The 25300-nt window shown below is 64.1% G+C and carries 22 protein-coding genes; 10 read left to right on the top strand and 12 right to left on the bottom strand.

Annotated features, from left to right (window positions below; all coding sequences use genetic code 11):
* Nucleotides 1-45: 45 nt before the first annotated feature.
* The 4 genes from CBW50_RS22835 (at nt 46) to CBW50_RS22820 (ending at nt 4433) form a co-directional block, all read left to right on the top strand.
* Complete coding sequence (locus tag CBW50_RS22835) at nt 46-1941, top strand: ATP-binding protein (protein ID WP_086147667.1); 1896 nt, start codon at nt 46-48, stop codon at nt 1939-1941.
* A complete protein-coding gene (locus CBW50_RS22830; RefSeq protein WP_034758888.1) occupies nt 1941-3287 on the top strand; it encodes a sigma-54 dependent transcriptional regulator in 1347 nt (448 codons plus the stop codon). The genes CBW50_RS22835 and CBW50_RS22830 overlap by 1 nt, the downstream gene beginning before the upstream one ends.
* A gap of 105 nt (nt 3288-3392) precedes the next feature.
* Entirely contained in the window at nt 3393-3683 is a 291-nt protein-coding gene (locus CBW50_RS22825) for a hypothetical protein (protein ID WP_086147666.1), read from the top strand.
* Between the two features lie 63 nt (nt 3684-3746).
* Entirely contained in the window at nt 3747-4433 is a 687-nt protein-coding gene (locus CBW50_RS22820; protein WP_143450697.1) for a hypothetical protein, read from the top strand.
* 47 nt (nt 4434-4480) lie between these two features.
* Here the strand turns inward: CBW50_RS22820 and pbpC are convergent, their stop codons facing one another.
* Together pbpC and CBW50_RS22810 are read right to left on the bottom strand one after the other, a co-directional pair.
* Complete coding sequence (pbpC, locus tag CBW50_RS22815; protein WP_086147688.1) at nt 4481-6565, bottom strand: penicillin-binding protein 1C; 2085 nt, start codon at nt 6563-6565, stop codon at nt 4481-4483.
* Nucleotides 6566-6582: 17 nt separating this feature from the next.
* Nucleotides 6583-12327: an MG2 domain-containing protein gene (locus CBW50_RS22810; RefSeq protein WP_253251977.1), complete on the bottom strand. Its 5745-nt coding sequence runs from the start codon at nt 12325-12327 to the stop codon at nt 6583-6585.
* 471 nt (nt 12328-12798) lie between these two features.
* Between CBW50_RS22810 and CBW50_RS22805 the strand changes: the two genes are divergently transcribed.
* Together CBW50_RS22805 and CBW50_RS22800 are read left to right on the top strand one after the other, a co-directional pair.
* Nucleotides 12799-13827 carry an OmpA family protein gene (locus tag CBW50_RS22805; RefSeq protein WP_086147663.1) on the top strand — a complete coding sequence of 343 codons (1029 nt, stop codon included), beginning with the start codon at nt 12799-12801 and terminating at the stop codon, nt 13825-13827.
* Nucleotides 13828-13897: 70 nt separating this feature from the next.
* Nucleotides 13898-14845, top strand: coding sequence for a YihY/virulence factor BrkB family protein (locus CBW50_RS22800; RefSeq protein ID WP_086147662.1), 948 nt, complete (start codon nt 13898-13900; stop codon nt 14843-14845).
* A 61-nt stretch (nt 14846-14906) separates the two neighbouring features.
* On the opposite strand, the gene CBW50_RS22795 is transcribed toward CBW50_RS22800, so the two are convergent.
* From CBW50_RS22795 to CBW50_RS22785, 3 genes are all read right to left on the bottom strand, one after another.
* Nucleotides 14907-15965 carry an AI-2E family transporter gene (locus tag CBW50_RS22795; RefSeq protein WP_226936226.1) on the bottom strand — a complete coding sequence of 353 codons (1059 nt, stop codon included), beginning with the start codon at nt 15963-15965 and terminating at the stop codon, nt 14907-14909.
* A 210-nt stretch (nt 15966-16175) separates the two neighbouring features.
* Nucleotides 16176-16487, bottom strand: a complete 312-nt coding sequence (locus CBW50_RS22790) for a BON domain-containing protein (RefSeq protein ID WP_046682432.1) — start codon at nt 16485-16487, stop codon at nt 16176-16178.
* 81 nt (nt 16488-16568) lie between these two features.
* Entirely contained in the window at nt 16569-17123 is a 555-nt protein-coding gene (locus tag CBW50_RS22785) for a hypothetical protein (RefSeq protein ID WP_086147661.1), read from the bottom strand.
* Nucleotides 17124-17388: 265 nt separating this feature from the next.
* Here CBW50_RS22785 and CBW50_RS22780 point away from each other — a divergent pair, with 265 nt between their 5' ends.
* From CBW50_RS22780 to CBW50_RS22770, 3 genes are read left to right on the top strand one after another with little or no spacing between them, the layout of a single operon-like run.
* Nucleotides 17389-17835: a glycine zipper 2TM domain-containing protein gene (locus CBW50_RS22780; protein ID WP_086147660.1), complete on the top strand. Its 447-nt coding sequence runs from the start codon at nt 17389-17391 to the stop codon at nt 17833-17835.
* Nucleotides 17836-17894: 59 nt separating this feature from the next.
* Nucleotides 17895-18047 (top strand): DUF3309 family protein, encoded by a 153-nt coding sequence (locus CBW50_RS22775; RefSeq protein WP_010396415.1) that lies wholly within the window; start codon nt 17895-17897, stop codon nt 18045-18047.
* Nucleotides 18048-18091: 44 nt separating this feature from the next.
* Nucleotides 18092-18394 carry a hypothetical protein gene (locus tag CBW50_RS22770; RefSeq protein WP_193068918.1) on the top strand — a complete coding sequence of 101 codons (303 nt, stop codon included), beginning with the start codon at nt 18092-18094 and terminating at the stop codon, nt 18392-18394.
* A gap of 168 nt (nt 18395-18562) precedes the next feature.
* Here CBW50_RS22770 and CBW50_RS22765 read toward each other — a convergent pair whose 3' ends face one another.
* From CBW50_RS22765 to CBW50_RS22735, 7 genes are all read right to left on the bottom strand, one after another.
* Complete coding sequence (locus CBW50_RS22765; protein WP_086147659.1) at nt 18563-19717, bottom strand: patatin-like phospholipase family protein; 1155 nt, start codon at nt 19715-19717, stop codon at nt 18563-18565.
* A 143-nt stretch (nt 19718-19860) separates the two neighbouring features.
* Nucleotides 19861-20199 (bottom strand): hypothetical protein, encoded by a 339-nt coding sequence (locus CBW50_RS22760; RefSeq protein WP_086147658.1) that lies wholly within the window; start codon nt 20197-20199, stop codon nt 19861-19863.
* A gap of 74 nt (nt 20200-20273) precedes the next feature.
* Complete coding sequence (locus CBW50_RS22755; RefSeq protein ID WP_086147657.1) at nt 20274-20660, bottom strand: phage holin family protein; 387 nt, start codon at nt 20658-20660, stop codon at nt 20274-20276.
* A gap of 17 nt (nt 20661-20677) precedes the next feature.
* On the bottom strand, nt 20678-20980 hold the full coding sequence (locus tag CBW50_RS22750; RefSeq protein WP_070224914.1) for a YqjD family protein: 303 nt from the start codon (nt 20978-20980) through the stop codon (nt 20678-20680).
* Between the two features lie 60 nt (nt 20981-21040).
* Entirely contained in the window at nt 21041-21577 is a 537-nt protein-coding gene (locus CBW50_RS22745) for a bacterioferritin (protein WP_076570445.1), read from the bottom strand.
* A 107-nt stretch (nt 21578-21684) separates the two neighbouring features.
* Nucleotides 21685-22584, bottom strand: a complete 900-nt coding sequence (locus CBW50_RS22740; protein WP_086147656.1) for an OmpA family protein — start codon at nt 22582-22584, stop codon at nt 21685-21687.
* Nucleotides 22585-22611: 27 nt separating this feature from the next.
* Nucleotides 22612-23016, bottom strand: coding sequence for a DUF4398 domain-containing protein (locus tag CBW50_RS22735; protein ID WP_086147655.1), 405 nt, complete (start codon nt 23014-23016; stop codon nt 22612-22614).
* Between the two features lie 252 nt (nt 23017-23268).
* Here CBW50_RS22735 and CBW50_RS22730 point away from each other — a divergent pair.
* Nucleotides 23269-25300 (top strand): AsmA family protein (locus tag CBW50_RS22730; RefSeq protein WP_139842604.1); only part of this gene is annotated, 2032 nt, incomplete at its 3' end.

Below are 25300 nucleotides of genomic sequence, written 5' to 3'. Positions count from 1 at the left end.
CCTTCTTTGCGGCACACGCAAGCTTAACCAAATAGACGGAGCACCATGGCATTCGGCAAATGGCCCCTGAGACAGCTGCTTGCCCCCCTGCTGGCTGTGGGCTCGCTGGTCGTGCTGACGTGGGCCTCGTATGCCTGGGTCAAGCAGCGCCAGCTCGATGAATTGCACCGCACCCTCGATTCGCGCGCGGAACTGTACGCGGCGTCCATCGGCGGCGCCCTGAACAAATACGAATTCCTGCCCCTGGCCGTGGCCCAGAGCGATGCCGTGGCGCAACTGCTGGAGCAGCCCAGCGCCGGCAGGGTGACGCAGATCAATGCCTACCTGGTCGACATGAACCGCCGCGCGGGCGCCTTTGCCGTCTACGTGCTCGACGACAAGGGCACGACCCTGGCGTCGAGCAACTGGCAGGACCGCAGCTCCTACGTGGGCGTCAACTACGGCTTCCGCCCGTATTTCAAGAATTCCATCGCGGGCGGCATCGGCCGCTTCTACGGCATCGGCTTTTCCACCTTCGAGGCCGGCTATTTCATTTCCCAGCCCGTGCAGCGCGATGGCCGCATCCTCGGCGTCGTCGCCGCCAAGGTCAACCTGGACTGGATCGAGCAATCGTGGCGCACGCCGGGCGCGGGCGAGCAGATCTGGGTCAAGGATGCGAATGGCGTGATCATCCTGGCCACCACGCCCGCCTTCAAGTTCAAGACCCTGGCCCCGCTGTCGGCGGAAGCGAAGAGCGACATCAGCGCACAACGCCAGTTCCTGCAGGAAAATCTGCCCATCCTGCCGCACAAGGTGCGGCGCCAGTTCGCCGACGGCGCCAGCGTGATGACCCTGGAGCGCCCGCAGGCTGGCGATGCGCCGGCCCTGTCCGGCAGCGCCGACAAGGTGGACTATCTGGCCGTGAACCGCGCCTTGGGGCCCCTGCAATGGCAGATCACGGTGCTGGCCGAACTCGACCAGGTGGAAGAGGCGGCGCGCAACGCGGCCATCGCCGCGGCGCTGGGCTGGGCCTTGCTGCTGCTGGCCCTGATGTATGCGCGCCAGCGCCGGCGCCGCATCGCCGACAAGCTCAACGCCCAGCAAACGCTGGCGCGCGCCTATGAACAGCTGGAAATCAAGGTCGAGCAACGCACGGCCGACCTGGTCCACGCGAATGGCCGCCTGCAGGCCGAGGTGGCCGAGCGCGAGCGGGCTGAGCAGACCCTGCGCTATGCCCAGGCGGAACTGGTGCAAAGCGGCAAGCTGGCCGCCATCGGCCAGATGGCGGCCGGCGTCACGCACGAGCTGAACCAGCCGCTGGCCGCCCTGCAGACGTTTTCCGACAACGCCAAGGTGTTTTTGGCGCGCGGCCGGATCGACGATGCGCTCGACAATCTGTCCACGATTTCCGACCTCGTCAAGCGCCTCGGCTACGTGACATCGCAATTGAAAGGCTTTGCGCGGCGCAGCGACGACGCCCGCAAGCCCGTCAGCGTGCGCCAGGCATTTGCGCAGACCATGCTGCAGATCCGCACGCGCAAGGGTTCGCAGCGCCTGATCCTGCATGAAAGCTGGCCCGAGGACGACATCATCGTGCTGTGCAACGCCATCGGCCTGGAACAGGTGTTTACCAACCTGATCACGAATGCCATGGATGCCGTGCCGGAAGGCGAACCCGTGCAGATCTGGTTCCAGATACGCCGCGAAGCCACCCTCGCCGTCATCCATATCACCGATAATGGCCCCGGCATCCCCCTGGCCTCGCTCGACAAGATCTTCGACCCCTTCTATACCACCAAGGAACACGGGCTGGGCCTGGGATTGTCGATCAGCGCCGGCATCCTGCGCGCGGCCGGCAGCGCGCTGGCCGTGCGCAACCGCAGCGCGCAGGAAGGGGGCGGCGCACAATTTACCATCACCCTGAGCTGCGACCCGGGGGATAGAGACGAAGGAAATATCTGATGCACGAGAATAATTTTGAAGGCATGCAAGTGCTGCTGGTGGAAGACGATGCCGTCGTGCGCAAGGGCGCGCGGCAATCGCTGGAACTGGCGGGCCTGCAAGTGACGGCCGTCGCCACGGCCGAGGAAGCGCTGCCCTACCTGGTGCCCGAATTTGCCGGCATTTTATTGAGCGATATCAAGCTGCCCGGCATGGACGGCTTGAAACTGCTCGATATCGCCGTGGCACAGGACGCCAGCCTGCCCGTCATCCTCGTCACGGGCCATGGCGACGTGTCGATGGCCGTGGGCGCCATGCGCCGCGGCGCCTACGATTTCATCGAAAAACCGTTTTCCGCCGACCTGCTGGTGGAAGTGTGCCGCCGCGCCCTGGATAAACGCCACCTGGTGCTGGAAAACATGAACTTGCGCCGCCAGCTCGAACAGCGGGTTGGCATCGAGGCGCGCATCGTGGGCCGCAGCGCCGCCATGGCCAAGGTGCGCCAGCTGGTGCTGAACCTGGCGCCGAAGTCGGCCGACATCATCATCCTCGGCGAAACGGGCACCGGCAAGGAACTCATCGCCCGCTGCCTGCACGACTTCAGCGAGCGGCGCGACCACCCTTTCGTGGCCATCAATTGCGGCGCCCTGCCCGAATCGATCTTCGAATCGGAACTGTTCGGCCACGAGGAAGGCGCGTTTACGGGCGCGCAGCGCCAGCGCATCGGCAAGATCGAGTACGCGAACGGCGGCACGCTGTTCCTCGACGAAATCGAAAGCATGCCGCTGGCCCTGCAGGTGAAACTGCTGCGCGTGCTGCAGGAGCGGCAAGTCGAGCGGCTCGGTTCCAACAAATTGATATCCGTCAATTTCCGCGTGATCGCCGCCGCCAAGGAAGACCTCAATGTGCTGGCCGAACAAGGAAAATTCCGGCCCGACCTGTATTACCGCCTGAACGTGGCCAGCCTCACGCTGCCCGCGCTGCGCAACCGGCGCGAGGATATCCCCCTGCTGTTCGAATTTTTCGTGCTGCAGGCGGCGCTGCGCTACGGCCAGCCGGCCGCCCTCGTCAGCGGCGAACTGATCGCGTCCCTGATGGCGCAGCGCTGGGCCGGCAATGTGCGCGAGCTGCACAACGTGGCCGACCGCTTCGTGCTGGGCCTGCTCGACGACACGCTCAGTCCGGCCGGCTGCCGCGAGGCATCCTTGGCCGAGCAGGTCGACACCTTCGAAATTTCCATCATCGAGGAAGCCTTGCGCCGCCACAATGGCAACGTCATCGATGCGGCCGCCAGCCTGAATATCCCGAAGAAAACCCTGTACGACAAGCTCAAGCGCTTTGACATCTCGACGGAGCAATTCCGTTGATCTGAAGCAAATGGCCGACACGGCCATGCGGCGGCGTCCTACCCGTGCGGGCGGTATCGTGTGTGAGAATGCAAGCTCAACCTCACTTCTGCACAGGACACCGTCATGAAAACCGCCGCTCTCTTGCTGGCCGCCACCCTGATGACCGTCGGCGGCGCCTGGGTCCAAGCCCAGTCGACGACGAATGTGAACCAGACGGGCAACCACACCAATAATGCCAACGATCCAGGCCAGCAATCGGACCAGTCCGACAAGCTCGACAACAAAGGCAGGCTGATCCACGACGCCAAGCCCGCCAGGACGCGCACGGACAAGCGCACGCGGCGCGGCAAGCCGACGGCGCCACCAGCGTCCACACCCGCTGTGCCGAGCATCCCCGTCGCCCCTGCGAAATAGGATCAGCGCTGCGCCACATTGCTCCAAGGCACGCTATCATCACGCCTTTACAAGATAGCCGGGATGACAATGAAAGCAGCATGGCAAGTGTTGGTGGCGGCAGGCGTATTGGCGGCCGCGGGCGTACAGGCGGCGCCGACGGTGGGCGAGTGCATGGAATTGACGACGGGCGTCAAGTTCAGCAAGAACAATGGCGACGCGCAAGTGAACGTCGAGGAAGTCTTCGAAGGCAAGAAACTCAAGGGTATCCAGCTGATCCTCGACGGCGGCGTCTTGCTGGCCACGTCCTACCAGGACATCCGCGACGGCCAGGTATTCCTGACGGGCACGGTCCATTACAACGAAGACGGCACCGTGCGCAGCAAGAACGTCTACGCGCCGCAGTCCGCCATCCCCGCCAAAATGCGCCCTGGCCAGGAAGTGCGCGTGCAGTTCACGGACACGCAAACGAGCACCCACTACCCGCTGGCGGGCCTGTCCGACAAGATCACCACCTCCACGCGCACGGACAAGCGCGATTTCTCGATCACCTTCCTGGGCTGGGAGCGCCTGGAACTGGGCGGGCGCCGCTTCCCCGACGCCTGCAAGTTCGAACTGCATGACGTCGGTGGCAAGAGCCGTGGCAAAAGCGGCGAATACGTGTGGTACGCGCAAGGTTTCGGCGTGATCATGACGGACAAGATTGACCAGGATGGCGACGTGCAGCCCGCGTACCGCATTGCGCTGACGAAGATCATCAGCGCGCCGTAAACACTTTTTGGCAGGCCTGGGTTGCCCAAGGGAACAAGCCACACCGCCTAGTTCAGCTGCGCCAGCGCATTCCCCCGCACCTGGAACGCCACCCGCGCCACCGTCTTGCCCGCGTCATCGACGAGGGCCAGCGCGTGCCTGCCGGGCACGGGGCGCCAGCTGATGCTCTCCGCCGCGCCGCCCAGGTCCTTGCCGTCGAGCACCCAGCGCAAATCGCGGCTGCCCTGCGCCTGGAAGAACACGCGCTGCAGCGCGGGCGGGATGTCGGGGTCGATGGCGAGGATGCTGTCCTCGGCCGGATACACGATGGCGGGCGGCTTGACGGTGTCGCCCAGCACGGCGATGACGGGGCTTTCCGTGCCGGACATAAACCATTCGCGGCGCGGCGCTTCCAGCGCGGGCTGGTACGCCACCATTTGCTGCAGCACGCCGGGCGGCGCTTTCGGCGCTTGGCTGGGCACGTTCTTGTGCAGGTAGTCCATCACGTCGCGCCACACGGGCGCGGCGCCCGTCACGCCCGACACGTCCCACATGGGCTTGCCGTCGAAATTGCCCACCCACACGCCCACCGTGTAGCGCGCCGAGTAGCCCATGCACCAGTTGTCGCGCATGTCCTTGCTCGTGCCCGTCTTGACGGCGCTCCAGAAATTCGTCCCCAGCTCGTTGCGCAAGCCAAAGGTCATGCTGCGCGCGGCGCGGTCGGCCAGGATATCGCCAACGATGAAGGCGGCGCCCGCCTCCATCACGCGGCGCCTGTCCTTGCCCGCCTGCCCCGGCTGCAGGCTGGCAGTGCTGTACAGCCCGCCATTGGCCAGCGCGCGGTAGGCGTTGGCCAGTTCCAGCAGGGTCACTTCCGACGAGCCCAGGGCCAGCGAGGGACCGTAGTATTCGGCCGGCTCCGTCAGGCTGGACAGGCCCACGTCCTTCAGGCGGTTATAAAAACCGTCCTGCCCCGTCAGCAGCACCGTGCGCACGGCGGGAATGTTGAGCGAACTGGCCAGGCTGGTGCGGGCGCTGACGTAGCCCTTGAAATTGCGGTCGTAGTTTTGCGGCGCATACATGCCCGACGCCGTGGCGACGTCCAGCGGCGAGTCGTCCATGACGGAGGCGGCCGTCATCAGGCGGCGCTCGATGGCCAGTTCATATAAAAACGGTTTCAAGGTGGAACCGGCCTGGCGCAGGGCCGTCACGCCATCGACGTGGCTGCCGCCCGCATTGCCGACATAGGCGAGGATCTCGCCGCTGCGGTTATCCAACACGATGATGGCGCCGTCGTTGACATTGCGCTCGCGCAAAGAGCCCAGCTGCTGGCGCAGGTTTTCCTGCGCGAAGCGCTGCAGGGCACCGTCGAGCGTGCTGGCGACCTGGGCGCCCGGCTGTTTCAGCAGCTGCTGCGCCACCTGCGGCGCGGGGGCCAGGTCCGCGTACAGGGCCGTGCGCTGCAGGGCCGTCTGCACGCGCTGGCCGATCAGCTGGCAGCTGCTGTCCATGCGCCATTCTTTTGCCAGCGCGCAGGCGCGCCGCGTGACGGCGGCCGGCGGCGCATTCGGCGCGCGCACGAGGCTGGCCAGGATGATGCCGTCCGTCTGGTTCAGGCCCGATGGCGCCTTGCCGAACAGGCTGTAGGAGGCGGAGGCGATGCCCTGCAGCTCGCCGCGGAACGACACGAGGTTCAGGTAGGCCTCGAAAATCTGCGCCTTGCTCCAGCTGTCCTCGATGGCTTGGGCGGCGCGCATCTGGTCCCATTTCTGGCGCAGGCTGCGTCCGCCCGAGGATGCCTGCAAATCCGCGTCCAGCTGGCCCGCCAGCTGCATGGTGATGGTCGAGGCGCCCCGGGGTTTCCTGGAAAACAGATTGTCCCAGGCGGCTGTGGCCAGCGCGGACACATCCACGCCGCCATGGCGCATGAAGCGCTGGTCTTCCGCCAGCAGCACGGCCTGCTGCACGGCCGGTGAAATATCGGCCAGCGGCACCCACGGCAAGCGCCGCACTTTCATGTCCACGCGCAACGATTGCAGGGGCGCGCCGCCACGGTCGAGCAACTGCGCTTCCGAACTGCGGTAGGCGGCCTGCACCTGGGCCGGCGTCAATATCGCTTCAGCGAAGACCGGGCCGGCCAGCATGCAGCCCATGATCAAGATCAAGTTCTTCACTGCCCCACCTTCACATGCGCATTCGGCGACTCGCCAAACATCTCGGGCGAATACATGGCTTCGATGCGCGTGGCCGGCAGGCTGAAGTCACCCGCATTGTTCAGGCGCACCGTGTATTCCACGCTCCAGTTGCCCTTCGGCACGTAGGCGTAGTAGGCGCGGAAGGCGTCAAACGCGCGCTCCTCGAACGTGGGCCAGACCCAGCCCGTGGATTTCTCGCCGGCCGTCAGCAGCTGCGAATCGCGGCCCAGGCCATTGCCCAGCACCGTGGCGCTGGCCGGGATCGGGTCGTCGACCACCACCCAGCTCATGTCCGCCTGCGCCGACAAGTCCAGGCGCACGCGGTAGACGTCGCCGCGCGACCAGGCGCCGGCCGTCTTTTGTTCCACGGGCGTCACGGTTTTCCTGATCGTGTAGCCGCTGGAGACGGGCGCCTTGAGCGGGATGGCCGCCAGGCTTTGCACGGTGGCCCAGGGCTTGCCCGTGCCGCTGTGCGCCAGGCCCAGGGTGTCCGTGCCCTTCGGCCACGCCTGCAGCACGGGGCCGACCTTCGCCGCGCCATTCCACACGAGCGCCTGCGTATCGCCGCCCAGTTTCACCGCGCTGGCGCCCGTCACGGGCGTCGATTCGAATGTGGCCGAGAATTTGGCGATGGCCAGGGTGCCCCAGGCGTTGGCCACCGTCGTATCCCAGCGGCCCTTCTTCTGGCGGCCCATGCTGCCGCGCACCAGGCGGCCGATGTCGTCCTTCCACGCCGGATTGTCCATCACGGCCAGCAACAGGCGGTTGGCGTTGACGTCGCCCGAGACCATCAGCCACCACCAGTTGTCCTTGCGCTCGGTGGAAAAGCCCATGGTCGTGCCCTGAAAATTCAGGCGCGAACGCAGAATCTGCTGCGCCTCGGCCTGCAAGGCATCGCGGCGCGCCAGGCCAGGCGTGCGCTGCAGCAACAGACTCCAGTCGATGACGGCCGAGGTCGGCCACAGGTTCGGGCTGATGCTGATGCTCTCCAGCGCGTCGGGCGGCACCTTGCCAGAACGCGACAGCGCTTCCAGCGCGGCCAGCTTGCGCACGGCCAGGTCGGTCGTGGGCAGCGCGGAATGGCGCACGATCTTGCCCTGCACGAAGGCCGTCAGGGCTGCTTCCATGCGGTTCTTCGTCTGTTCCGGAATCGCGTAGCCCGCTTCCCTGGTGGCCGACAGCACGTAGGCCGTCAGGCTGTCGCTGCCCTGCTCCATGATGGGGAAATATTTCAGCAAGCCGTCGCTGTCCAGGTAGGCGGGCAGGCTGGCGGCCAGCCGGTTCCACGCGTCCTGGTCTTGCAGGGCGATGGCCTTCGACGTGTTTTGCTCGAAGCAGGTGTACGGATAGGCGGCCATATACTCGCGCACGCCGGGCAGCTCGCCGCCCAGCCTGGCGACAAAGCTGGTCTGGATGCCGCCCCGGCCCGGCAAGGCGCCGGCCGGCATCTGCACGGACATATTGACGGGCTTGTCGATCTGCAGCAAGGTGGCCTGGTACGTGCGCACGGGCGTGGCCTGGCCCACCTTTTGCGTGATCTTGAGTTTATCGGTGTGGCCGCCCGCTTTCGCGCTGATCTCCCACACGAGACTTGCCGCGCCGAGCGGCACCTGGTAATCCCAGCCCGTTTCGCGCGCTTCGCCCGCCGCCAGGGTCAAGCTCTGGCGCGGCAGCGCCTTGCCGGCCGCGCTGGCATTGAGTTCCACGCTCAGGGGCGCTGCCGAGGTGTTACGCACCGTAAAGCCCGCGCGCAGCTGGTCGCCTTCGCGCACGAGGGTCGGCAAGCCCGACATCAAAATCAGGTCTTGCGAGCTGCGGATGTCCGTGCTGCCCGTGCCGAACAATTCCTGGCCCGCGCTGGCGATGGCGACGATGCGAAAGCCCGTCAAGGAATCGTTGAGCGGCACTTGCACCGTCGCTTCGCCCTTGGCGTCGAGCTTGACGGTGCCCTTCCAGAACAGCAGGGTGTCGAACAGTTCGCGGCTGGCGCCCTTGCCGCCGCCACCGCCGGCCGGAAACGCCTTGCGGCCGAAGTGGCGCTTGCCGATCACCTGCATCTGCGCCGTCGCCGTTTCCACCTGCAGGCTGCGCTGCGCCATCATGGTGTCGAGCAACTTCCAGCTATCGTTGGGCATCAGCTCCAATAAACCCGTGTCGACGGCCGCCAGCGCCACTTCGGCGCCGGCCGGCAGCGGTTTGCCGTCGGCGCGGCGCACGCGCACGGAGACCTCCGCCTTGTCGCGCGTCTTATATACTTCCTTGTCGGACACCACCATGACGTTCAGCTCATGCGCCTTCCACCCAACGTTCAGCGGCGCGATGCCCATCTTGTAGGCCGGCTTGCCCAGGTCCACCAGCGCCGTCGGCTGCACGCCATCGACCCTGCCCCGCACGACAAACACGGACACGTACACGTTCGGCGCATAGTTCGGTTTGACGGGGATATTGACCACCGGTTCCCGGCCATTGAGCTGGCGCACATAGGTGTCGAGGATGCCTTCGCGCTCGACCGTGATCAGGGCCGTGCCCGAGCGGAACGGCATGCGCACCTGCAAGCTCGCTTCCTGGCCCGGTTCATAGCGTTTCTTTTCCGGCAACACGTCGATGCGGTCATTATCGCTGGCGTTGAACCACCAGTCGCCGCTGCCGGCCACCCAGGTTTCGCGGTTGGCGACGGCCGCGTTGCCGGACGCATCCTGCGTGCGGGCGCGCAGAATCAGATTGCCGCTGGCGGGCGCCTTCACGTCGCAGATCAACAGGCCCTTGTTGTCCGACTTGCCCGAGCACGCAGGGCCCAGCTTGACCACTTCGCTGCTGTTTTCATATGCATAAAAGCCGCCGATCAGGCGCCGGCGGTGCGAATAACTGTTGCGCTGGAAGAAGTCGACGGCCACGGCGGCATTTGCCACGGGCTTGCCATTGGTGCCCAGCACGGCCACCGTGAACTTGAAGGCATCCTTGCTCAAGGCCCAGGCGTCAGGCTTGATGCCGATCACATAGTTCGACGGCCACAGCGGTACTCTTGCAGCGATGGAAGCCGTCTCGCCATTTGCATCCTGGAAAGCCATTTCCGCCACCAGGTCGCGCGGCACGGACAGCTGCGGCAGCTGGTCGATGACGATGCGCGCGCCGCCCGCCTTGTCCAGGGTCAAGCTTTGCGTGCGCGCGGCAGCCGCGCCGGCGCCGGAGGGGCCGCCACGGCCCTCGTCCTGCCACTCGCCTTCATCGTCGTCGTAGCCCGTGCCCTGTTTGACGAGACCTTCCTTCACGTCGCCATTGCTGAAGCTATAGTCGGGATAATCGGCAAACGTCACGCTCTTGTCCTGCAGCACCGTGCGCAGCTTGACGGGCGCGTTGGTGGCGGCGCCGCCGGCCAGATAAGTGATTTGCGCGTCGAGGGCCAGCTGCTTTGCCTGCACGGCGGGCGCTTTCGGCCCCTGCAGCACGGCTTTCATGGTCGGCACGCGGAACGCTTCCACGCGGAAACTGCCGGACGGGCGGCCCGCCATGGTGACGCTGTATTCGCCCTGCTTGGCGTCAGCGGGAATGAGCCAGTCGTTTTCCGCCGTGCCGCCGGCGGACCAGCGCAGCGGCAATTGATAGTTCTGGTCGCTGCCCTGGTGCGTGATGACGACGGAGGTGGCGCTGCCGGGGCCGTTGTTCCTGTCGACCAGACTCATGCCTTCGGCCGTGTGCTTGCGAATAAAGTGCTTCATGTGCACGGTTTCGCCGGCGCGCAGCAGGGTGCGGTCGAAAACGGTGGCCAGCAGGGTGTTGTCGGCGCGCGTGTCGTCCGTGGGCAAGTTAAAACGCCAGGCTTCGATGCCGCCCACCCAGTCCGACAGCGTAAACGTCATGTCGCCGCCGCTGCGCGCACTGATAAAGTAGCGGCCATTGTTCTTGCAGCTGGAATTGGCCAGCTCGCCGGGAATGTGGGCCACGCCGTCCGCGCCCGTGGCGCCTTGCCACAGCAGCTTGCCGGCGCAGTCGCGCACGGCCACTTGCGCTTTCGCAACAGGCGCGCCCTTGTCCAGCGAGGTGACCCACACGAGCGACGATTGCGCGCCATGCTTGAAGTGGGCAGCCAGGTTCGTCACCAGCGCGGCCGTGCGGATGTACGCCGTCGTCGGTTTGCCCAGCAGCACCTTGCCGAGGATGGGGCTGGCCAGCTCGACCACATAAAAGCCCGGTTTCGGCAAAGGGATGCCGATCACTTCAAAGGTTTTCTTGCCGTCAGGACGGGGCAGGCTAAGCGGGCGCGCGCCGGTGGCGCCGGCCAGCACGGATTTGCTCATGTTGCCCGCATACTGGGCGTATGGCTGCCAGTACTCTCCGCCGTCGCCATTGCCGGCCAGGCGCTGCATCCACTCGATGATGAATTTGTCGTCATTGTCGGGCACGCGCAAGGTGGCGCCCGTGGCGGCAGCCGAGGCTTGCGCGACTTCCTTGCCCGACAGCACCGGCTCGATATTGCGCACGGTGACGGGCAGCAAGCCGTCGCCCTTGGCTTCGATGATGCCGAACGGGGCCGGGAACTTCAGCAGCGGCGGCTGTTCGCCCGTGTGCACCGTCATGGGGAAGCGCGCCTGGTTGAGCAGGGCGCGGCCCGCGTCGTCCTTCAAGCCCGGCGGCAAGCTCAGCACAAAACTGGCCTGTACGGGAAACGGCCCCTTGAAGGTGGCATCCTGCAAGAATTCCGCTTTTTCTTCCTCTTTCGAGATGCTCGGCGCATACGTCTTGCCGCCGCCCTTCAGGGTCATGGCGCGCACCAGCGACGCCTTCACGGGCGCGGAAAACTGCACGCGCATGGGCAGGAAAGGGATGCACTGCTCCTTGGGGTTGCTGCGTTCGCAGCTGAACCTGGCCGTGAAATCGGGCCGCGTGCGGTAATGCAGGCTTTGCGCCTTGCCCGTGGCGATGCCGCTGGCGGCGGCGATGCCCTCGCCCCACACCAGCGACACCTTGGCGTTGGCGGGGAAGCTGCGCTTGCATTGCAGCACGGTCACGGGCAGCGGCGGCGCGCCCTTGCTGGCGACGGGCATGCCCACCTTCCACAGGCCGCCGCGCGTCTTGAAGTAGACAGTCAGGTAGCGGTCGAGAAAGTTCTTGCGCAAGGTCAATACCTGCTCCAGTTCCTTGCCTTTGAGCAAACGGACGGGAATCTTTTCATTGATGCCATCGGCGCGGCAATACGCGTTCGCCGCCACGCTGGCCTCGTTGGGCACGGCGTCCAGGCCCAGCACGAAAATCTGGTTTTCATCGATGTAGGGCTGGCCGTCATACGGCACGGCGTCGACGATGGCCGGCCCGCCCGTGGAAAACCGGTAGGAAGTACTTCCCTGCAAGGCCTGGCCCGCCAGGTCCTTGAGTCCCGGCTTCAGGGTAAAGCTGCAGGCCACGCCGGCCGGCAAGTCGCGCTCRAAATCAAAGCTCCAGTTGCGCTCGTCGGCCCAGCGCCCGGAACCCGCCACGACGGCAGGCTCGGCCTTGCCGCAATCGATGGCGAACGGCGCGGGCAAGCCCATGTCGCCGAACGGCACCATCGGCGTGGCGAACTGGGCCCGCGCCTGGCGCACGGCCTTGACGGTGCCGCTGGGCGAAAACAGGGCCACGCCGCTGTCGGCCCAGGCCGGCATGGCGCTGCCCAGCGACAACATCAGGCAGAGCGCGCCCAAATGGCCGGGCACGGAAAATGGGAACACGGGGATAGCCTTAGACACGGGTAACTCCTTGAGAAAAAGTGGCGGAGCCGGCTGCGGCGCAAGAAAGTTGCCCATGGGAATCCAGAGTAAGCAACAGAACGCGGCAGGAATACAACACTAATGTAATATTAGTTATCAAGCTCATCATTGTTGCTAATATACAGTGGCAAGCCCGTAACAAGTCGTACGATTGCCCCTCGCAATGACACCCGTCATTGGCTGTTACCGCAATTTTTTTGCGAGGCGGATGCGTTTTTTTCAATACCAAAGTATTCGTCGTAAATCTGCAACACCATTGATATACCACAATACTTTGTGCGCTAACGCACGGACCGCTTGAACCTGCAACCGTATTCTCTAGTCCAACAGCAGTGCATTTATCGCAAGAAAGCGCACCTGGAATCGTCGTCTATCTCTAGCAATAGCATGTCTGGCAGTTGTCGCATTGATGCAGTAGAGACAATCTCTTATCAACGTTGGGAGTTACTTGTGAATAATCTAAAAAAAATCGCCGTTGCCGCCGCAGTCCTGTGCTCCGCCCTCGGCGCACAGGCCCAGGAAATCAATCCCTCCTGGTACATTCAACCTAGCATCAACGCACTCAAGCCAGACTCGGACTTCGCCACGGATAAAACCGGCTATGGCGCAGGCTTGCGTTTCGGTAAGCCCGTTTCCCAGGACTGGGATATCCAGCTGGGCACCACGTATGCCCGCTCCAAGGACGGCGGCCAGCGCTACCAGCAAAATACGCTGGGCGTAGACGGCCTGTACATGTTCTCGCGCAAGGCCTTCCGCCCCTTCCTGCTGGTTGGCGCCGGCATGCAGCGCGACAAGGACACCAGCTTCGCCTTCGGTGAACGCTCGAAGAGCTCGCCATACGCCAGCGTCGGCCTGGGCTTCCAGTCCACCATCACCGATCAGCTGTCGTTCCAGGCCGACGTACGCAATGTGCATGGCTTCCTGCGCGGCAACACCTTCGACCCGAGCAGCAAATCGAACAACTACTACGTCACCGTGGGCCTGAACTTCGCGTTCGACAAACCGCCTGCACCGCCGCCGCCACCGCCACCGCCGCCAGCGCGCGAGGAAGTCGTCGTGGTCGTGCCGCCGCCACCGCCGCCACCGCCGCCAGCCCGCTTTGAGAAAGTGACGATGTCGGCGACGGAACTGTTCGCGTTCGACAGCGCCAAGCTGGGTCCGACACAGACCAAGCTCGACGAAATCGCCCGCGTGCTCAACGCATCGCCGGACGTCAACAACGTCGTCATCAGCGGTTATGCCGACCGCATCGGTTCGCCCAAGTACAACCTGAAACTGTCGCAGCAGCGCGCTGATGCAGTCAAGGAATACCTGGTCGCCCACGGTGTGGCCGCCAACCGCCTGACGGCCGAAGGCAAGGGCTCCACCAATCCTGTCGTCACATGCAATAACAAGAAACGTGCCGACCTGATCAAGTGCCTGGAACCTAACCGCCGCGTTGAAGTGGAACAGATCACCATCGAACGCCGCGTGCAGTAAGCTCGACAGTGGTACGCCACTTGTGAATAAAAAAAGGGGCTAAGGCCCCTTTTTTGCATTGAAAGCCACCATGAATTTCTCTACCCGCTATCCCAGACTGTCCGGCCTGGCGCCGTTCGGCAAGCAGATGCGCAAGGTCGTCGTCTGTTCCGTCACCGAATGGCTGGAACACCGCGCCTCGAGCAAGGGCGCCGCCCTCGCCTATTACACGCTGTTTTCCATCGCCCCCATCCTCGTGCTGGTGATCGCCATCGCCGGCTTTTTCTATGGCCCGGCCGCCGCGCGCGGCGAACTGATGGGGCAGCTGCAAGGCTTGCTGGGCACGCAGGGCGCCGAAGCCATCCAGCTGGTGCTGGCCGGCGCGAAGAACCATGAACAGGGCCGCATCGCCACCCTCATCGCCAGCGCCCTGCTGCTGTTTGGCGCGACCAGCGTGTTTGCCGAGCTGAAAGCCAGTCTCGATGAAATCTGGCAAGTGCCGCCGCTGAAGGAAGCGGGCGCCTGGGACATGCTGCGCACGCGCTTGCTGTCCTTCGGCCTGGTGCTGGTGCTGGCCTTCCTGCTGATGGTGTCGCTGGTGGTCAACGCGGCCATGGCCATCCTCGCCAACTTCTGGGAAGGCGTGTGGAAAGACACGGCCCTGCTGTTTACTGCCCTGTCGAACCTGATCGGCTTTGCCGTCATCGCCTGCCTGTTCGCCGTCATCTATAAAATGCTGCCGCGCGTGCGCCTGTCCTGGCGCGACGTGCTGATCGGCGCCCTGGGCACGGCGTTCATGTTTTCTCTCGGTAAATATGCGATCGGCGTGTATATCGGCAACAGCGGCGTGGCCAGCAGCTATGGCGCGGCCGGTTCGCTGGTGGCCCTGCTGCTGTGGGTGTATTACTCAGCGCAAATCTTCTTCCTGGGCGCCGAATTCACGCGCCAGTTCGCCCTGCAGCTGGGCAGCATGAAGGATATGCCGAAGACGGAAGACGGCGACGTGCAGGTGAAGATACTGAAACGCCACCAGTCGTAAAGCGGCATTCCAGATACAACAACGGCGCCCGCGGGCGCCGTTGTTCTTGCGCTGCCGCAAACTATTCGCCCAGCAGCTCGGCCACCACTTCCATGCCCTGCACGCGCTCGGCCACCACCTTCACGATGACGATGATGGGCACGCCCAGCAGCAAGCCCCAGACGCCCCAAAGCCAGCCCCAGAACAGCAGGCTGATGAAGACGGCCGTGGGATTCATGCGGGCGATGCGTCCCGTCATCCAGGTGGTGACAAAGGTGCCGACCAGGGTGGCGATGGCCATCGACGTGCCCGTCACCAGCAAGACCATTTCCAGCGATTCGAACTGCAGGAAGGCCACCAGCCCCGTGGCGATGGTGATGAGCAGGGGACCGAAGTAGGGCATGATGTGCAGCAAGCCGGCCACGATGGCCCAGGCGCCCGCGTTTTCCAGGCCGATCACGCGCAGGGCGATCCACATCAGCAGCGCCAGCAAGCCGTTCGTGACGAGCAGCATGAACATATAGTTCTGGATCGAGGTATTGATGTCTTCCAGGATGTGCACGGTGACCTTCTTGCGGCTCAGCGACGGTCCCGTCAGCTTGACGAGCTTGCGCTTGAAGGTGTCGCCCGACAGCAGCAGGAAGAACACGAGGAAGATGACCATGGTGGCCTGGCTGATGAAGCCCACGAGGCCCAGCGAACCGGCCCAGACCCAGTCCATGATCTTGAAGTTGGGCGCCTCGGCGGCGGCGGCGCGGCGGTTGTTGCGGCGCGCTTCGGCGCCGGCGGCCACTTGCTCGATTTCATTGGCCACGGCCTGCATTTTCTGGAAGGTGCTGTTCTTGCCTCCCGTATTGGCGGCGATCAGCCGCGACAGCTTGTGCGTGGCGGCCGGCAACTCTTCCACGATGGATTCGAATTCGCCCTGCACGCGCTCGACGACGACGAGGGAGCCGAACAGGATCAGGGCCGTGACGGCCGTGGTGCCGATGGCGCGCGGCAGGCGCAGCTTTTCCAGCCAGGCGACGACGGGATTGAGCGTATAGGCGATGAATATGCCGAACAGGACGGGAATGAGGAATTTCTGTGCCCACTGCAGCGCATAGATGAAGCTGACGGTGGCGATGATGCCCAGGGCCATGCCGCGCGCATGGACATGCAGCGGCAGGCGCAAGGATGCGTCCGGCAGCTCCACGGGCGCGCCGGGAGGAAGCCCAGCAGGCTCGGTGGAGGCAGCCGCCACCGGCTCGGGCGGGGTATCTGTAGGCTGGATAGACATGCGATTCCCGCGACGGTCGGTGGTGGACTGCAGCGCCAGCCGTGGGGCTGGCCGCTGCGGCAGGTCATGCCATTACTTGACGCGGATGTCGTTTTTCACCGACTTCACGCCCTTCACGCCACGGGCGACTTCGCCCGCTTTGGCGGCGTCCGACGGCTGGGCAACGAAGCCGCTCAGCTGTACCACGCCCTTGAAGGTTTCAACGTTGATTTCCGTCGATTTCAGGGTCGGCTCATTGAAGATGCTGGCCTTGACTTTCGTCGTGATGGCCGCGTCGTCGATGTACTCGCCCGTGCCTTCCTTGGTTGGGGTCGAAGCGCAGCCTGCAACGGCGAACAGGGAAGCGACGAAAAGGCCGGTAGCGATAGATTTGGTGAATTTCATGGTTTTTTCCTTAGGAGTGGTCAATCAATGTGCTCACAGTGAGCTTCTTATACCAGTGTGGTGACTGCGTGCCGGATGGCCTCAGTAGCCAAACTGGGTTTTTGCAGCCTTGATACAGTCATCTTTGGCTGCGCCGGCTAATGCATCGCATTTTTCTGCTGCGACCTTGTACTCGGCTTTTCTCTTTGCTTCACGCGCATCGCTGCGCGCTTCGATGACTTTCTTGTCCGCCTTGGCGTCGGCCAGGGCCGCCACCTTGGTGGACTTGGCCAGCTTGACGCAGACATCCTTGTCATTGCCCGTCAGCGCATTGCAGCGGGCCAGGTCAACGTCGTAATTGGCATCGGCAATCTTGATGCGCGCCTTGGTGTAGGCACGCAGGGTATTTGTGTATTGCGCTTGAGCAACTGCTTCATCGTAGGCGCGCACGGCCTTCGCTTCGGCAATGCAGACATCCTTCGGGTTGCCCGTGATCTTGTCGCATTCCGCGTGGGCCTGCTTGTAATTCAAGGCAGCCTGCTCGTTTGCCGCCTTGTAGGCCGCCTTTGCCTCTGGCGTGGCGGCGGCTGCCTGGCCGCCCCATGCGGCGCAAGCCAGGCTGACGACGATGGCGGTGAAGAGCTTGTTCTTGTTCATGTATTTCTCCCTGGTCGTGACAAGCATGTCTGCTTGGCATGACTACCGTTTTACGTGGATCGCCTCCGTTCTTCTGTACGCTGCCGTACACAAGCAATTTATTTTGAATCAAGCAGGCAAGTGGGGAGAAATAACAACGTTTGTGCAGAAATCCGGCCGTGCAACGGCGGGAGCGGCAGCAAATAAGTACGTGCGGCAGCGTACAGACCGGGGACAGGGGCGTGACTAAGATGGCACTACACCCTCACCTCGTCAGGAGAATAAAATGAAAACCAACGCCACCTTGGCCGCACTGATGCTCGCCGCCACCGCTGTTCTGAGCGGTTGCGCCACCGGCCCTACCCAGTCACAACAGTATTACCCCGCCAACCAGCCTGAATCGGCCATGTACGGCACTGTCGATTCCATCCAGATCGTGCAGGGCGGCGCTCAAACCAGCGGCGCCGGCGCCGTGGTCGGCGGCATCGCCGGCGCCCTGCTGGGCAATACCATCGGCTCGGGCAGCGGCCGCACGGCCGCCACCGTGGCCGGCGCCGTCGCCGGCGGCGTCGTCGGCAACCAGGTGGAAGGCCGCAGGCAGCAAGCCCAGGCCTACCAGATCAGCGTGCGCCTGGACAATGGCGAATACCGCACCGTGGTGCAGGACAACGCCAACGATTTGCGCCCGGGTAACCGCGTGCGCGTCGTCGACGGCCGCGTCTACCGCTATTAATCCGCTGGCCAGGCTTGCCCGCAAGCCTGCGCCGGACCATGCACCAACAAGGAGATACCATGGGCACCATCATTCTGATCATCTTGATCCTGGCCCTGGTCGGCGTCCTGCCTACCTGGCCGCATAGCCGCAACTGGGGTTACGGTCCCAGCGGCATCGCCGGCCTGGTCGTAGTGATACTGATCCTGCTATTACTGACGGGCAGGTTGTAAAAAAAGGCGCTGCGGCGCCTTTTTTATTTCAAGGAGGAAATATCATGACTACCCACAACACCCTATTGGCCGTCCTGTTCGCCTGCAGCATGGCGCCGCTGGCGCTGGCCCAGACGGCCACGCCGCAGCCGGGCGACCCGCAACGCTGGTACCAGGAAGACAGCACGCCGCAAGCCCAGCTGCGCACCCTGCGCAAGGAAATCAGCGCCGCCCTGGCCGAAGCCAAGAAAGCTTGTCGCCTGGAACCGTCCGCCGCGCGCGCCAGCTGCCTGAAGGAAGCGCAGGACACCTACCGTCAAGACATGGCAAACGCGGAAAAACTGCGTGTAGCGGCGCATCCGCAGTGATATGCCGTGCTGTTGCGACGCTAAACAAAATTGCAACACCTGACAAAACCGTCGCGAGCGGAACGGAGAGGTGGCTAAGAAGCGCAACCGTACTCTGCACGGGGGCGCCGAGCCGGTGAGCATCGCAGGCCGCCTATACCGACGCGCGGCAGGTTTTGACAGGCGTCACTAAGCGGCGTCGCGTTCGTAGGGCGGCAATTCATGCACCACGAGCGGCGTGTCTTCCGTGACGAAGGCCAGCCAGCCGGCCGCCTTGATCGCGCGCAAGGCATCCTGGTAGCCCTGCTCCCAGCGCCACTCGATGGAGCCCCTGGAAAAATTGATGTCCTTGGCCGCCATGTGCCAGTCGCGCCCCGCATACGGCAGGCGCACGATATGCATGGTGCTGTCGCAGCCCAGCGCCGCCAGTTCTTCGGCCTGGCGGTGGCTGTGCGCGTCCTCGGGCAGGCGGGCGTACAGTTCGCGCAGCTTGTGCTGCAAGGTATGCGTGTTGACGTAATCCTCGATGTGGCGTTTCGAGCGCGAGGCGAAGGTGACGTCCTTTTGCCGCGTCTGCACTTCATCGAGCGTCGTCGGCTCCGGCCCTTGCGAACTCCACAGGTCCACCATGAAGACGAGGGTATCGACGTGGGGCGTGTCGTCGAGCACGGTTTCGAGCGGGGTGTTCGAATACAGGCCGCCATCCCAATATAAATCGCCATCGACGCGCACGCCGGCAAAGCCGGGCGGCAAGGCGCCGCTGGCGCGGATGTGGTCCGCCGTCAGCGGCTGCTGGTGGCTGTCGAAACTGATGAGGCTGCCGCATTTGACGCGCAGGGCGTTGACTGTCAGGCGCATGCCGCCGGGCTGGTTCAGGTAATCGAAATCGACCAGTTCCTCCAGCGTGCCGGCCAGCTCGCTCGTATCGTAGAAGCTGGCCTCTTCCGGCTTGACGGCGATTCCGGCGGGAAACAGGCTGAAGGTGCGCGGCTTGAAAAAGCCGGGCACGCCGCGCAGCACGGTATCGAGCGTGGCCAGCCAGATGTTCGAGCGGCGCTGCTGGTCCGACACCAGGTTCATGTCGATACTGTCGCGGTGCGCCACGCGCTGCCAGAACTGTTTCAGGCGCACCAGCCGGTCCTCGTGCTTGTTGCCGGCCAAAATGGCGGCATTGATGGCGCCGATCGAGGTACCCACCACCCAGTCGGGCGCCAGGCCGTGTTCGTGCAAGGCGTGGTAGACGCCGGCCTGGTAGGCGCCCAGCGCGCCGCCGCCCTGCAGCACCAGCACGATGCGCAGGCGCGAGGGATTTAACTGATTGATCGGTGTCTTCGCATTCGTCATCAAGGTGGCCCTCTGTGCGCCGCGCGGACTGCGGCGTGAATCATTGTAAGGGATTGTGCGCGCGCTTGCGCCTTCCCGTGCCGGACCTTGCGTATGGGCAAAAAAAAACGCCGTCGATGACGGCGTTCCTGTGCGGCTGGCGTTCAGCGCTTGCGGCGCAGCCAGCTGGCGGCGAAGGCGGCCACGGCCACGAGCACCAGGGCCGGCTTGACCAGCCTCTTGCGGCCGATGAAGGACAGCGCCGTCAGCACGTAGGGCATGGCGCCTTGCAGGCGCATGCCGCCCGGCGCCAGCAGGGATTCGACGCGGTGGCCGGCAAAGCCGACGGCCGTCTCGACCACGCCCTGCAGCAGCGACTCCGGACGCAGGGCATAGCCGACGTTGGCGCGCGCATGCACGATGCCCACGCGATACATCTCGCCCTGGGCGATCAGCAGGCGTTTGCGGGCGGCTTGCGCCGCCAGTTTGTCGTTTTCCGACATGAATTCTCCTCGTAAGGCAGGCTGGACATGGCGAGCCCGCGCCGGCACAGGTCCGGGTGGCACCCGCCGGCAGCTTACATCAGCATGTCGCGGTCGGCCTTCAGTTCGGCCATGGTGGCCGGCATGGAGAGCTTTCCTTGACGCAGCATCGCGCGCGCATACATGACCAGGCCGATGGCCAGCAGTATGAACACGACCGTCATGATCGCCAGGATCTTCCAGCCCAGGCTATCCCAGGCCAGGAAAACGATCAGCACGCTGCCGTAAGCGATGGCAAACAAGCCTGCCACCGTCGCCAGCGCGAAAATGACAATCAGCTGCAACACATGATTGCGCACTTCCGACAGTTCGATGGTGGCCAGTTCCAGCCGCGACAACATCAGTCCGACGGCGTTTTTGGCCAGGCCGGCAAGCGAGCCGATCAATCCCAGCCCCTGGTGAGACGAAGCAGACTTGTCCATATCGCTCCTGAATGGGATTACTTGCGGCCCAGGATGAAGCCGACCAGCACGCCGACGCCAGCGGCGACGGCCACCGTGCGCCAAGGGTTTTCCTTGACATAGCCGTCCGCCTGGGAGGCGAGCTGCTTGGTGGCGACGATGGCCGATGCCTGCGCTTCGTGCGCCTTGGCCAGAGCGGCGTCCAGGGTTTTCATGCCCTTGATGCGTACCTCATCGGCCTTTTCGCCCGTCAGGGCGGCAGCGGCGCTGAACAGGGCCTGCGCATCCTTGACCAGGGTCTTGACGTCGTTATTGACGGTGGTGATATTATTTTCCAACATGGTTTAGCTCCTTAGCTATGAATGAATATTTAGTTACTATACCAACTTTACTCTAAAACACTATTCCATCAGATCGCGCATATCATCGGCGTGCTCTTCCTCGACAGCCATGATCTTGATCAATAAATGACGTGTCGTCGGGTCGCTGTCGCCCACTTTGACGATCATCTGGCGGTACGATTCGATCGCCACGCGCTCGGCGATCAGATTGGCACGCACCATGCTTTGCACGTCCTCGGAGTCATCATACTCGGCATGGCTGCGGGCGAGCAATGTTGCAGGATTAAAATCTGGCTTGCCGTTCAACTGCACGATGCGCTCGGCCAGCCAGTCCGCATGTTCCTGTTCCTGCTGCGCGTGCTCCAGGAACTCGGCCTTGATGGTGCCATTGTCGCGTCCGCTCACGGTGTAGTAATGGCGCTTATAGCGCGCAATACACACGAGTTCCGTGGCCAGCGCCCCATTCAACAAGGTAATCAATTCCTCGCGATTACCCTGGTAGCCGGCCGTGACGGCGCCGTCGTCCAGGTTTTTGGCGGCGGCGCGGATGGCGGCCGTATCGATGCCAGCTGGAATCTCAACAGATGTTGGTGTCATGATGCGTCCTTTCAAGTATTGCATGGGTATCCACCGGCCACACTTCGGCCGGTGCTGCCTACTAACAAATCAAACGCCAGGCAAAAACCGTAGTTTGGCCTGGGGCTTTAACGGCGGGCGGGAATGGCCGTGTTGTCTTCCGACAGCACGATTTCCACCCGGCGATTCAGCTGGCGGTTTGCCGCCGTATCGTTGCCGGCCGCCGGATAGGCGGCGCCATAGCCTTTCGTGGCGATGCGGTCGCGGCTGATGCCCTGCTCCAGCAGCGCATTGCGCACGGATTCGGCGCGGCGCTGCGACAGTTCCAGGTTGTGCGACGAGCCGCCCGTGCTGTCCGTGAAGCCTTCGATCAATACCGTGCGCTGCGGATTGTTTTTCAGCACATCGGCCAGCTTGCGCGCCGTATTCGCGCCATCGGCCGTCAGGTTGGCCTTGTCCGTGCCAAACAGCACGTCGCCCAAGGTGATCACCATGCCGCGCTCCGTTTTCTTGGCGGCCAGGTCGGCCAGCTGCGCTTCGAGGCCGGCGGCGCGCGCCTGCGCATCGCGCGCCGATGCTTCTGCCATTTGCGCCTGGGCCTTGGCCGCTTCCGCATCCGCTTGCGCCGCCTGGGCGCGGGCCGTGGCCTGGTCCGCCTGCTGCGTGCGCGCGTCGAGGCGCAACTGGTCGCGCTGCTTGCCCGCGTTGGCGATATCGGCTTCCGCGGCTTTCTGCTTGGCTACTTCTTGTGCGGTGGCAATTTTTTGCTTGGCCAGGTAGGCCAGCTTGTCAACTTTCTCGCTGTCATCCTGGCGCGTGGCCGCCGCGTTGGCCGCTTCCAGCGCGGCGCTCGCTTCGCGCAATTCGCGTGGCGCATAGGTCGATACCATCGGGTTCGATTGCGCCGCCATGTAGTCGCCGCGGGTCTGGTCGAGCAGGCTGGTGGCGGTCGGTGCGGAACTGCAGGCGGCAACCAGGGCGGCCATGGCCAGCAGGCCGGGAATGGTGGTGTAGGTAGCTTTTTTCATGATGGAATCCTGTTCTTATTGTTTGGTTTATTGTTTCGGGGCTTGCTGGTTGGCACGGTCGAGTTCTTCGCGCATGACGCGGATGTTCTCGTTGATTTCATCGGCGGCGCTAGTGGCCTTGGCCGAATTGGCCTTGCTTTGCGCCAGCTTGGCGTCCGCTTGCGCCTGGTCGGCCAGGTCGCGCGCCGTCTTGTAGTCGCGGTCTTTCAGCGCCTGGTTGGCCATGCGCATTTTTTCGCGGGCCGAACGCATTTCATCGGGCGCCAGGTCGGCGGCGCCGGCGCTGGCGGCGTTATCGACGGCGGCGCGCGACACGGCCACGTCGGCCGTGGCCGGCGTTTTCAGGCTGGAGCAGCCCGTCATCAGGACAACGGCGGTGAGACAGGCGGCCAGAGCGGTCATGGGGCTGTTGATGGAATCTCGGTTTGTCATTTTTTTTCTCCTAGAGAATGTGAGTGATGTGTAACAGGTGGAACGAATCGGGAACGGCGTTTGATGTATGACGTTATAGGCTCCGGCTCCCCGCATATCCGTTCGGTGCCGCACATAGAGTAGGAAATCGACAATACTTGCATCGGCAACGTGCGCCAGCGCACGCGCCGGACGGTAAACGCGAGAAACGAACCCGGCCGTGGAGCGATTCCTGTAGCATCGTAAATACTTGTCCAGAAAGAATCGTCTCCCATGCAACTGTCACGCCGCCAGAAAATCGCCCTCGCCGGCACCGCCATCCTCGTCGCCCTGCCCGTCGCGGCCGTCGTGACCCTGCTCCATACCGACTGGAACCGCGCCAAGCCCTGGCTCAATGCGCGCGCCAGCGAAGCGCTGGGGCGGCCCTTCTCCATCGACGGCGACCTGTCGCTGACGTGGCAGCAGCCAGGCAGTGCAGCCGCGGAAAAAACCTGGCGCGACTATTTGCCCTGGCCCCACCTGCAAGCGAAGGACGTGCGCCTGGGCAACCCGAGCGCCATGACGGGCACGCTAGAGCAGGCACAGCTGGCTACCGTCAGCCAGCTGGCCTTCTCGCTCAATCCGCTGGCCCTGCTGAACAAGAAGATCGTCATCCCCGAATTGCGTTTTGATACGCCGCAAGTGCGCTTGCTGCGCAGCAAGGACGGCAAGAACAACTGGACCTTCGACAAGCAGGACCAGCCATCGCCGTGGCAGCTGGAACTGCAAAGCGTGGTCTTCAGCAAGGGCAGCGTGACCCTGGACGACGGCGTCACCAAAACGGCGATGCGCGCCGAGGTCGACACCATCGCCGGCGATGCGCGCTACGGCATCGCCTGGACCCTGTCCGGCACCTACCGCGGCGAAAGCGTCCAGGGCGGCGGCAAGGCGGGCGGCGTGCTGTCGCTGCAGCGCCAGGGCACGCCCTTCCCCATCCAGGCCGACATGCGCGCGGGCGGCAGCAGCGTGGCCATCGAAGGCACGCTGACGCGCCCCACGGACCTGGCCGCGCTCGACGTGCGCCTGAAGCTGTCCGGCCCCAGCATGGCCCGGCTGTATCCGCTGACGGGCGTGCTGCTGCCGGAAACGCCGCACTTCAGCACGGAAGGCCATTTGACGGGCACGCTGGCGCCGCGCGGCGGCGAATGGGTCTATGACAAGTTCAGCGGCAGGGTCGGTTCCAGCGACGTCGCAGGCAAGCTGGCCTTTTCCGCCAGCACGCCGCGCAAGCGCCTGACGGGCGACGTCCACTCGCGCCTGCTGCAATTTTCCGACCTCGGCCCGCTGGTGGGCGCCGATTCCAGCGCCAGCAAGAAAGAGCGCGGCGTGCCGTCCACGCAGCCGGCCGGCCGCGTGCTGCCGGTGGAAACGTTCAGGACGGAACGCTGGACCAGCCTGGACGCGGACGTGCGCTACACGGCCGATAAAATCACGCGCGACGCCGAATTACCGATCAGCAAGCTCGATACGCACGTGGTGCTGACGGACGGCGTGCTGTCCTTGACACCGCTCAACTTCAATGTGGCGGGCGGCACCCTGACCTCGCAGATCAAGCTCGACGGCAGCGGCAAGGTCATCGCCAACGGCATCGCCGCCGAACTCAAGGCCAGCGCCCGCCATCTGCACATCCAGCAGCTGTTTCCCCGCCTGCCGGCCCTGCAGGCCAGCGTGGGCGAAATCAATGGCGACGCCTCGCTGTCAGCCACGGGCAATTCCGTCGCCACCTTGCTGGGCAGCTCGAACGGCGAAGTGCGCGCGCTGATCAACCGGGGCAGCATCAGCAAGCTGCTGCTGGAAGAAATGGGCTTGAATATCGGCAGCGTCGTGCTGGCCAAGCTGGCCGGCGACAAGCAGGTCAGGCTCAACTGCATGGCCGCCGATTTCGTCGTCACCAAGGGCTTGATGCGCACGCGCCAGTTCATCGTCGACACGGACGACGCCGTCCTGAACATCGACGGCACGGTGAACCTGGGCAATGAACGGCTGGACCTGACCCTGCAGCCGGACAGCAAGGGCTTGCGCATCTTCTCGCTGCGCTCGCCCCTGTATGTGCACGGCACCTTCAGCCAGCCCGACGTGAGCGTCGACAAGGGCGTGCTGGCCCTGCGCGCCGGCGGCGCCCTGGCGCTGGCCGTGGTGGCGCCCGTGGCGGCGCTGCTGCCGCTGGTCAACACCGGCCCCGGCGACGACAGCTCATGCAGCGCGCTGCCGGCCCTCGCGCGCGCCCCGCCGGTGGCGCCGCACCCGTGCAAGGCGCCGCGCCACC

Source organism: Janthinobacterium sp. GW458P (assembly GCF_002127585.1).
Taxonomy (GTDB): domain Bacteria; phylum Pseudomonadota; class Gammaproteobacteria; order Burkholderiales; family Burkholderiaceae_D; genus Janthinobacterium.
This window is presented reverse-complemented; position numbering and strand designations above follow the sequence as displayed.

Excerpts from the sequence above, each read along its gene's own strand:
- CBW50_RS22835 (WP_086147667.1), top strand. The coding sequence starts at position 46 with ATGGCATTCGGCAAATGGCCCCTGAGACAGCTGCTTGCCCCCCTGCTG.
- CBW50_RS22830 (WP_034758888.1), top strand. The coding sequence starts at position 1,941 with ATGCACGAGAATAATTTTGAAGGCATGCAAGTGCTGCTGGTGGAAGAC.
- CBW50_RS22825 (WP_086147666.1), top strand. The coding sequence starts at position 3,393 with ATGAAAACCGCCGCTCTCTTGCTGGCCGCCACCCTGATGACCGTCGGC.
- CBW50_RS22820 (WP_143450697.1), top strand. The coding sequence starts at position 3,747 with ATGACAATGAAAGCAGCATGGCAAGTGTTGGTGGCGGCAGGCGTATTG.
- pbpC (WP_086147688.1), bottom strand. The coding sequence starts at position 6,565 with ATGGGCTGCATGCTGGCCGGCCCGGTCTTCGCTGAAGCGATATTGACG.
- CBW50_RS22800 (WP_086147662.1), top strand. The coding sequence starts at position 13,898 with ATGAATTTCTCTACCCGCTATCCCAGACTGTCCGGCCTGGCGCCGTTC.
- CBW50_RS22795 (WP_226936226.1), bottom strand. The coding sequence starts at position 15,965 with ATGGCCCTGGGCATCATCGCCACCGTCAGCTTCATCTATGCGCTGCAG.
- CBW50_RS22790 (WP_046682432.1), bottom strand. The coding sequence starts at position 16,487 with ATGAAATTCACCAAATCTATCGCTACCGGCCTTTTCGTCGCTTCCCTG.
- CBW50_RS22785 (WP_086147661.1), bottom strand. The coding sequence starts at position 17,123 with ATGAACAAGAACAAGCTCTTCACCGCCATCGTCGTCAGCCTGGCTTGC.
- CBW50_RS22780 (WP_086147660.1), top strand. The coding sequence starts at position 17,389 with ATGAAAACCAACGCCACCTTGGCCGCACTGATGCTCGCCGCCACCGCT.
- CBW50_RS22775 (WP_010396415.1), top strand. The coding sequence starts at position 17,895 with ATGGGCACCATCATTCTGATCATCTTGATCCTGGCCCTGGTCGGCGTC.
- CBW50_RS22770 (WP_193068918.1), top strand. The coding sequence starts at position 18,092 with ATGACTACCCACAACACCCTATTGGCCGTCCTGTTCGCCTGCAGCATG.
- CBW50_RS22765 (WP_086147659.1), bottom strand. The coding sequence starts at position 19,717 with ATGACGAATGCGAAGACACCGATCAATCAGTTAAATCCCTCGCGCCTG.
- CBW50_RS22760 (WP_086147658.1), bottom strand. The coding sequence starts at position 20,199 with ATGTCGGAAAACGACAAACTGGCGGCGCAAGCCGCCCGCAAACGCCTG.
- CBW50_RS22755 (WP_086147657.1), bottom strand. The coding sequence starts at position 20,660 with ATGGACAAGTCTGCTTCGTCTCACCAGGGGCTGGGATTGATCGGCTCG.
- CBW50_RS22750 (WP_070224914.1), bottom strand. The coding sequence starts at position 20,980 with ATGTTGGAAAATAATATCACCACCGTCAATAACGACGTCAAGACCCTG.
- CBW50_RS22745 (WP_076570445.1), bottom strand. The coding sequence starts at position 21,577 with ATGACACCAACATCTGTTGAGATTCCAGCTGGCATCGATACGGCCGCC.
- CBW50_RS22740 (WP_086147656.1), bottom strand. The coding sequence starts at position 22,584 with ATGAAAAAAGCTACCTACACCACCATTCCCGGCCTGCTGGCCATGGCC.
- CBW50_RS22735 (WP_086147655.1), bottom strand. The coding sequence starts at position 23,016 with ATGACAAACCGAGATTCCATCAACAGCCCCATGACCGCTCTGGCCGCC.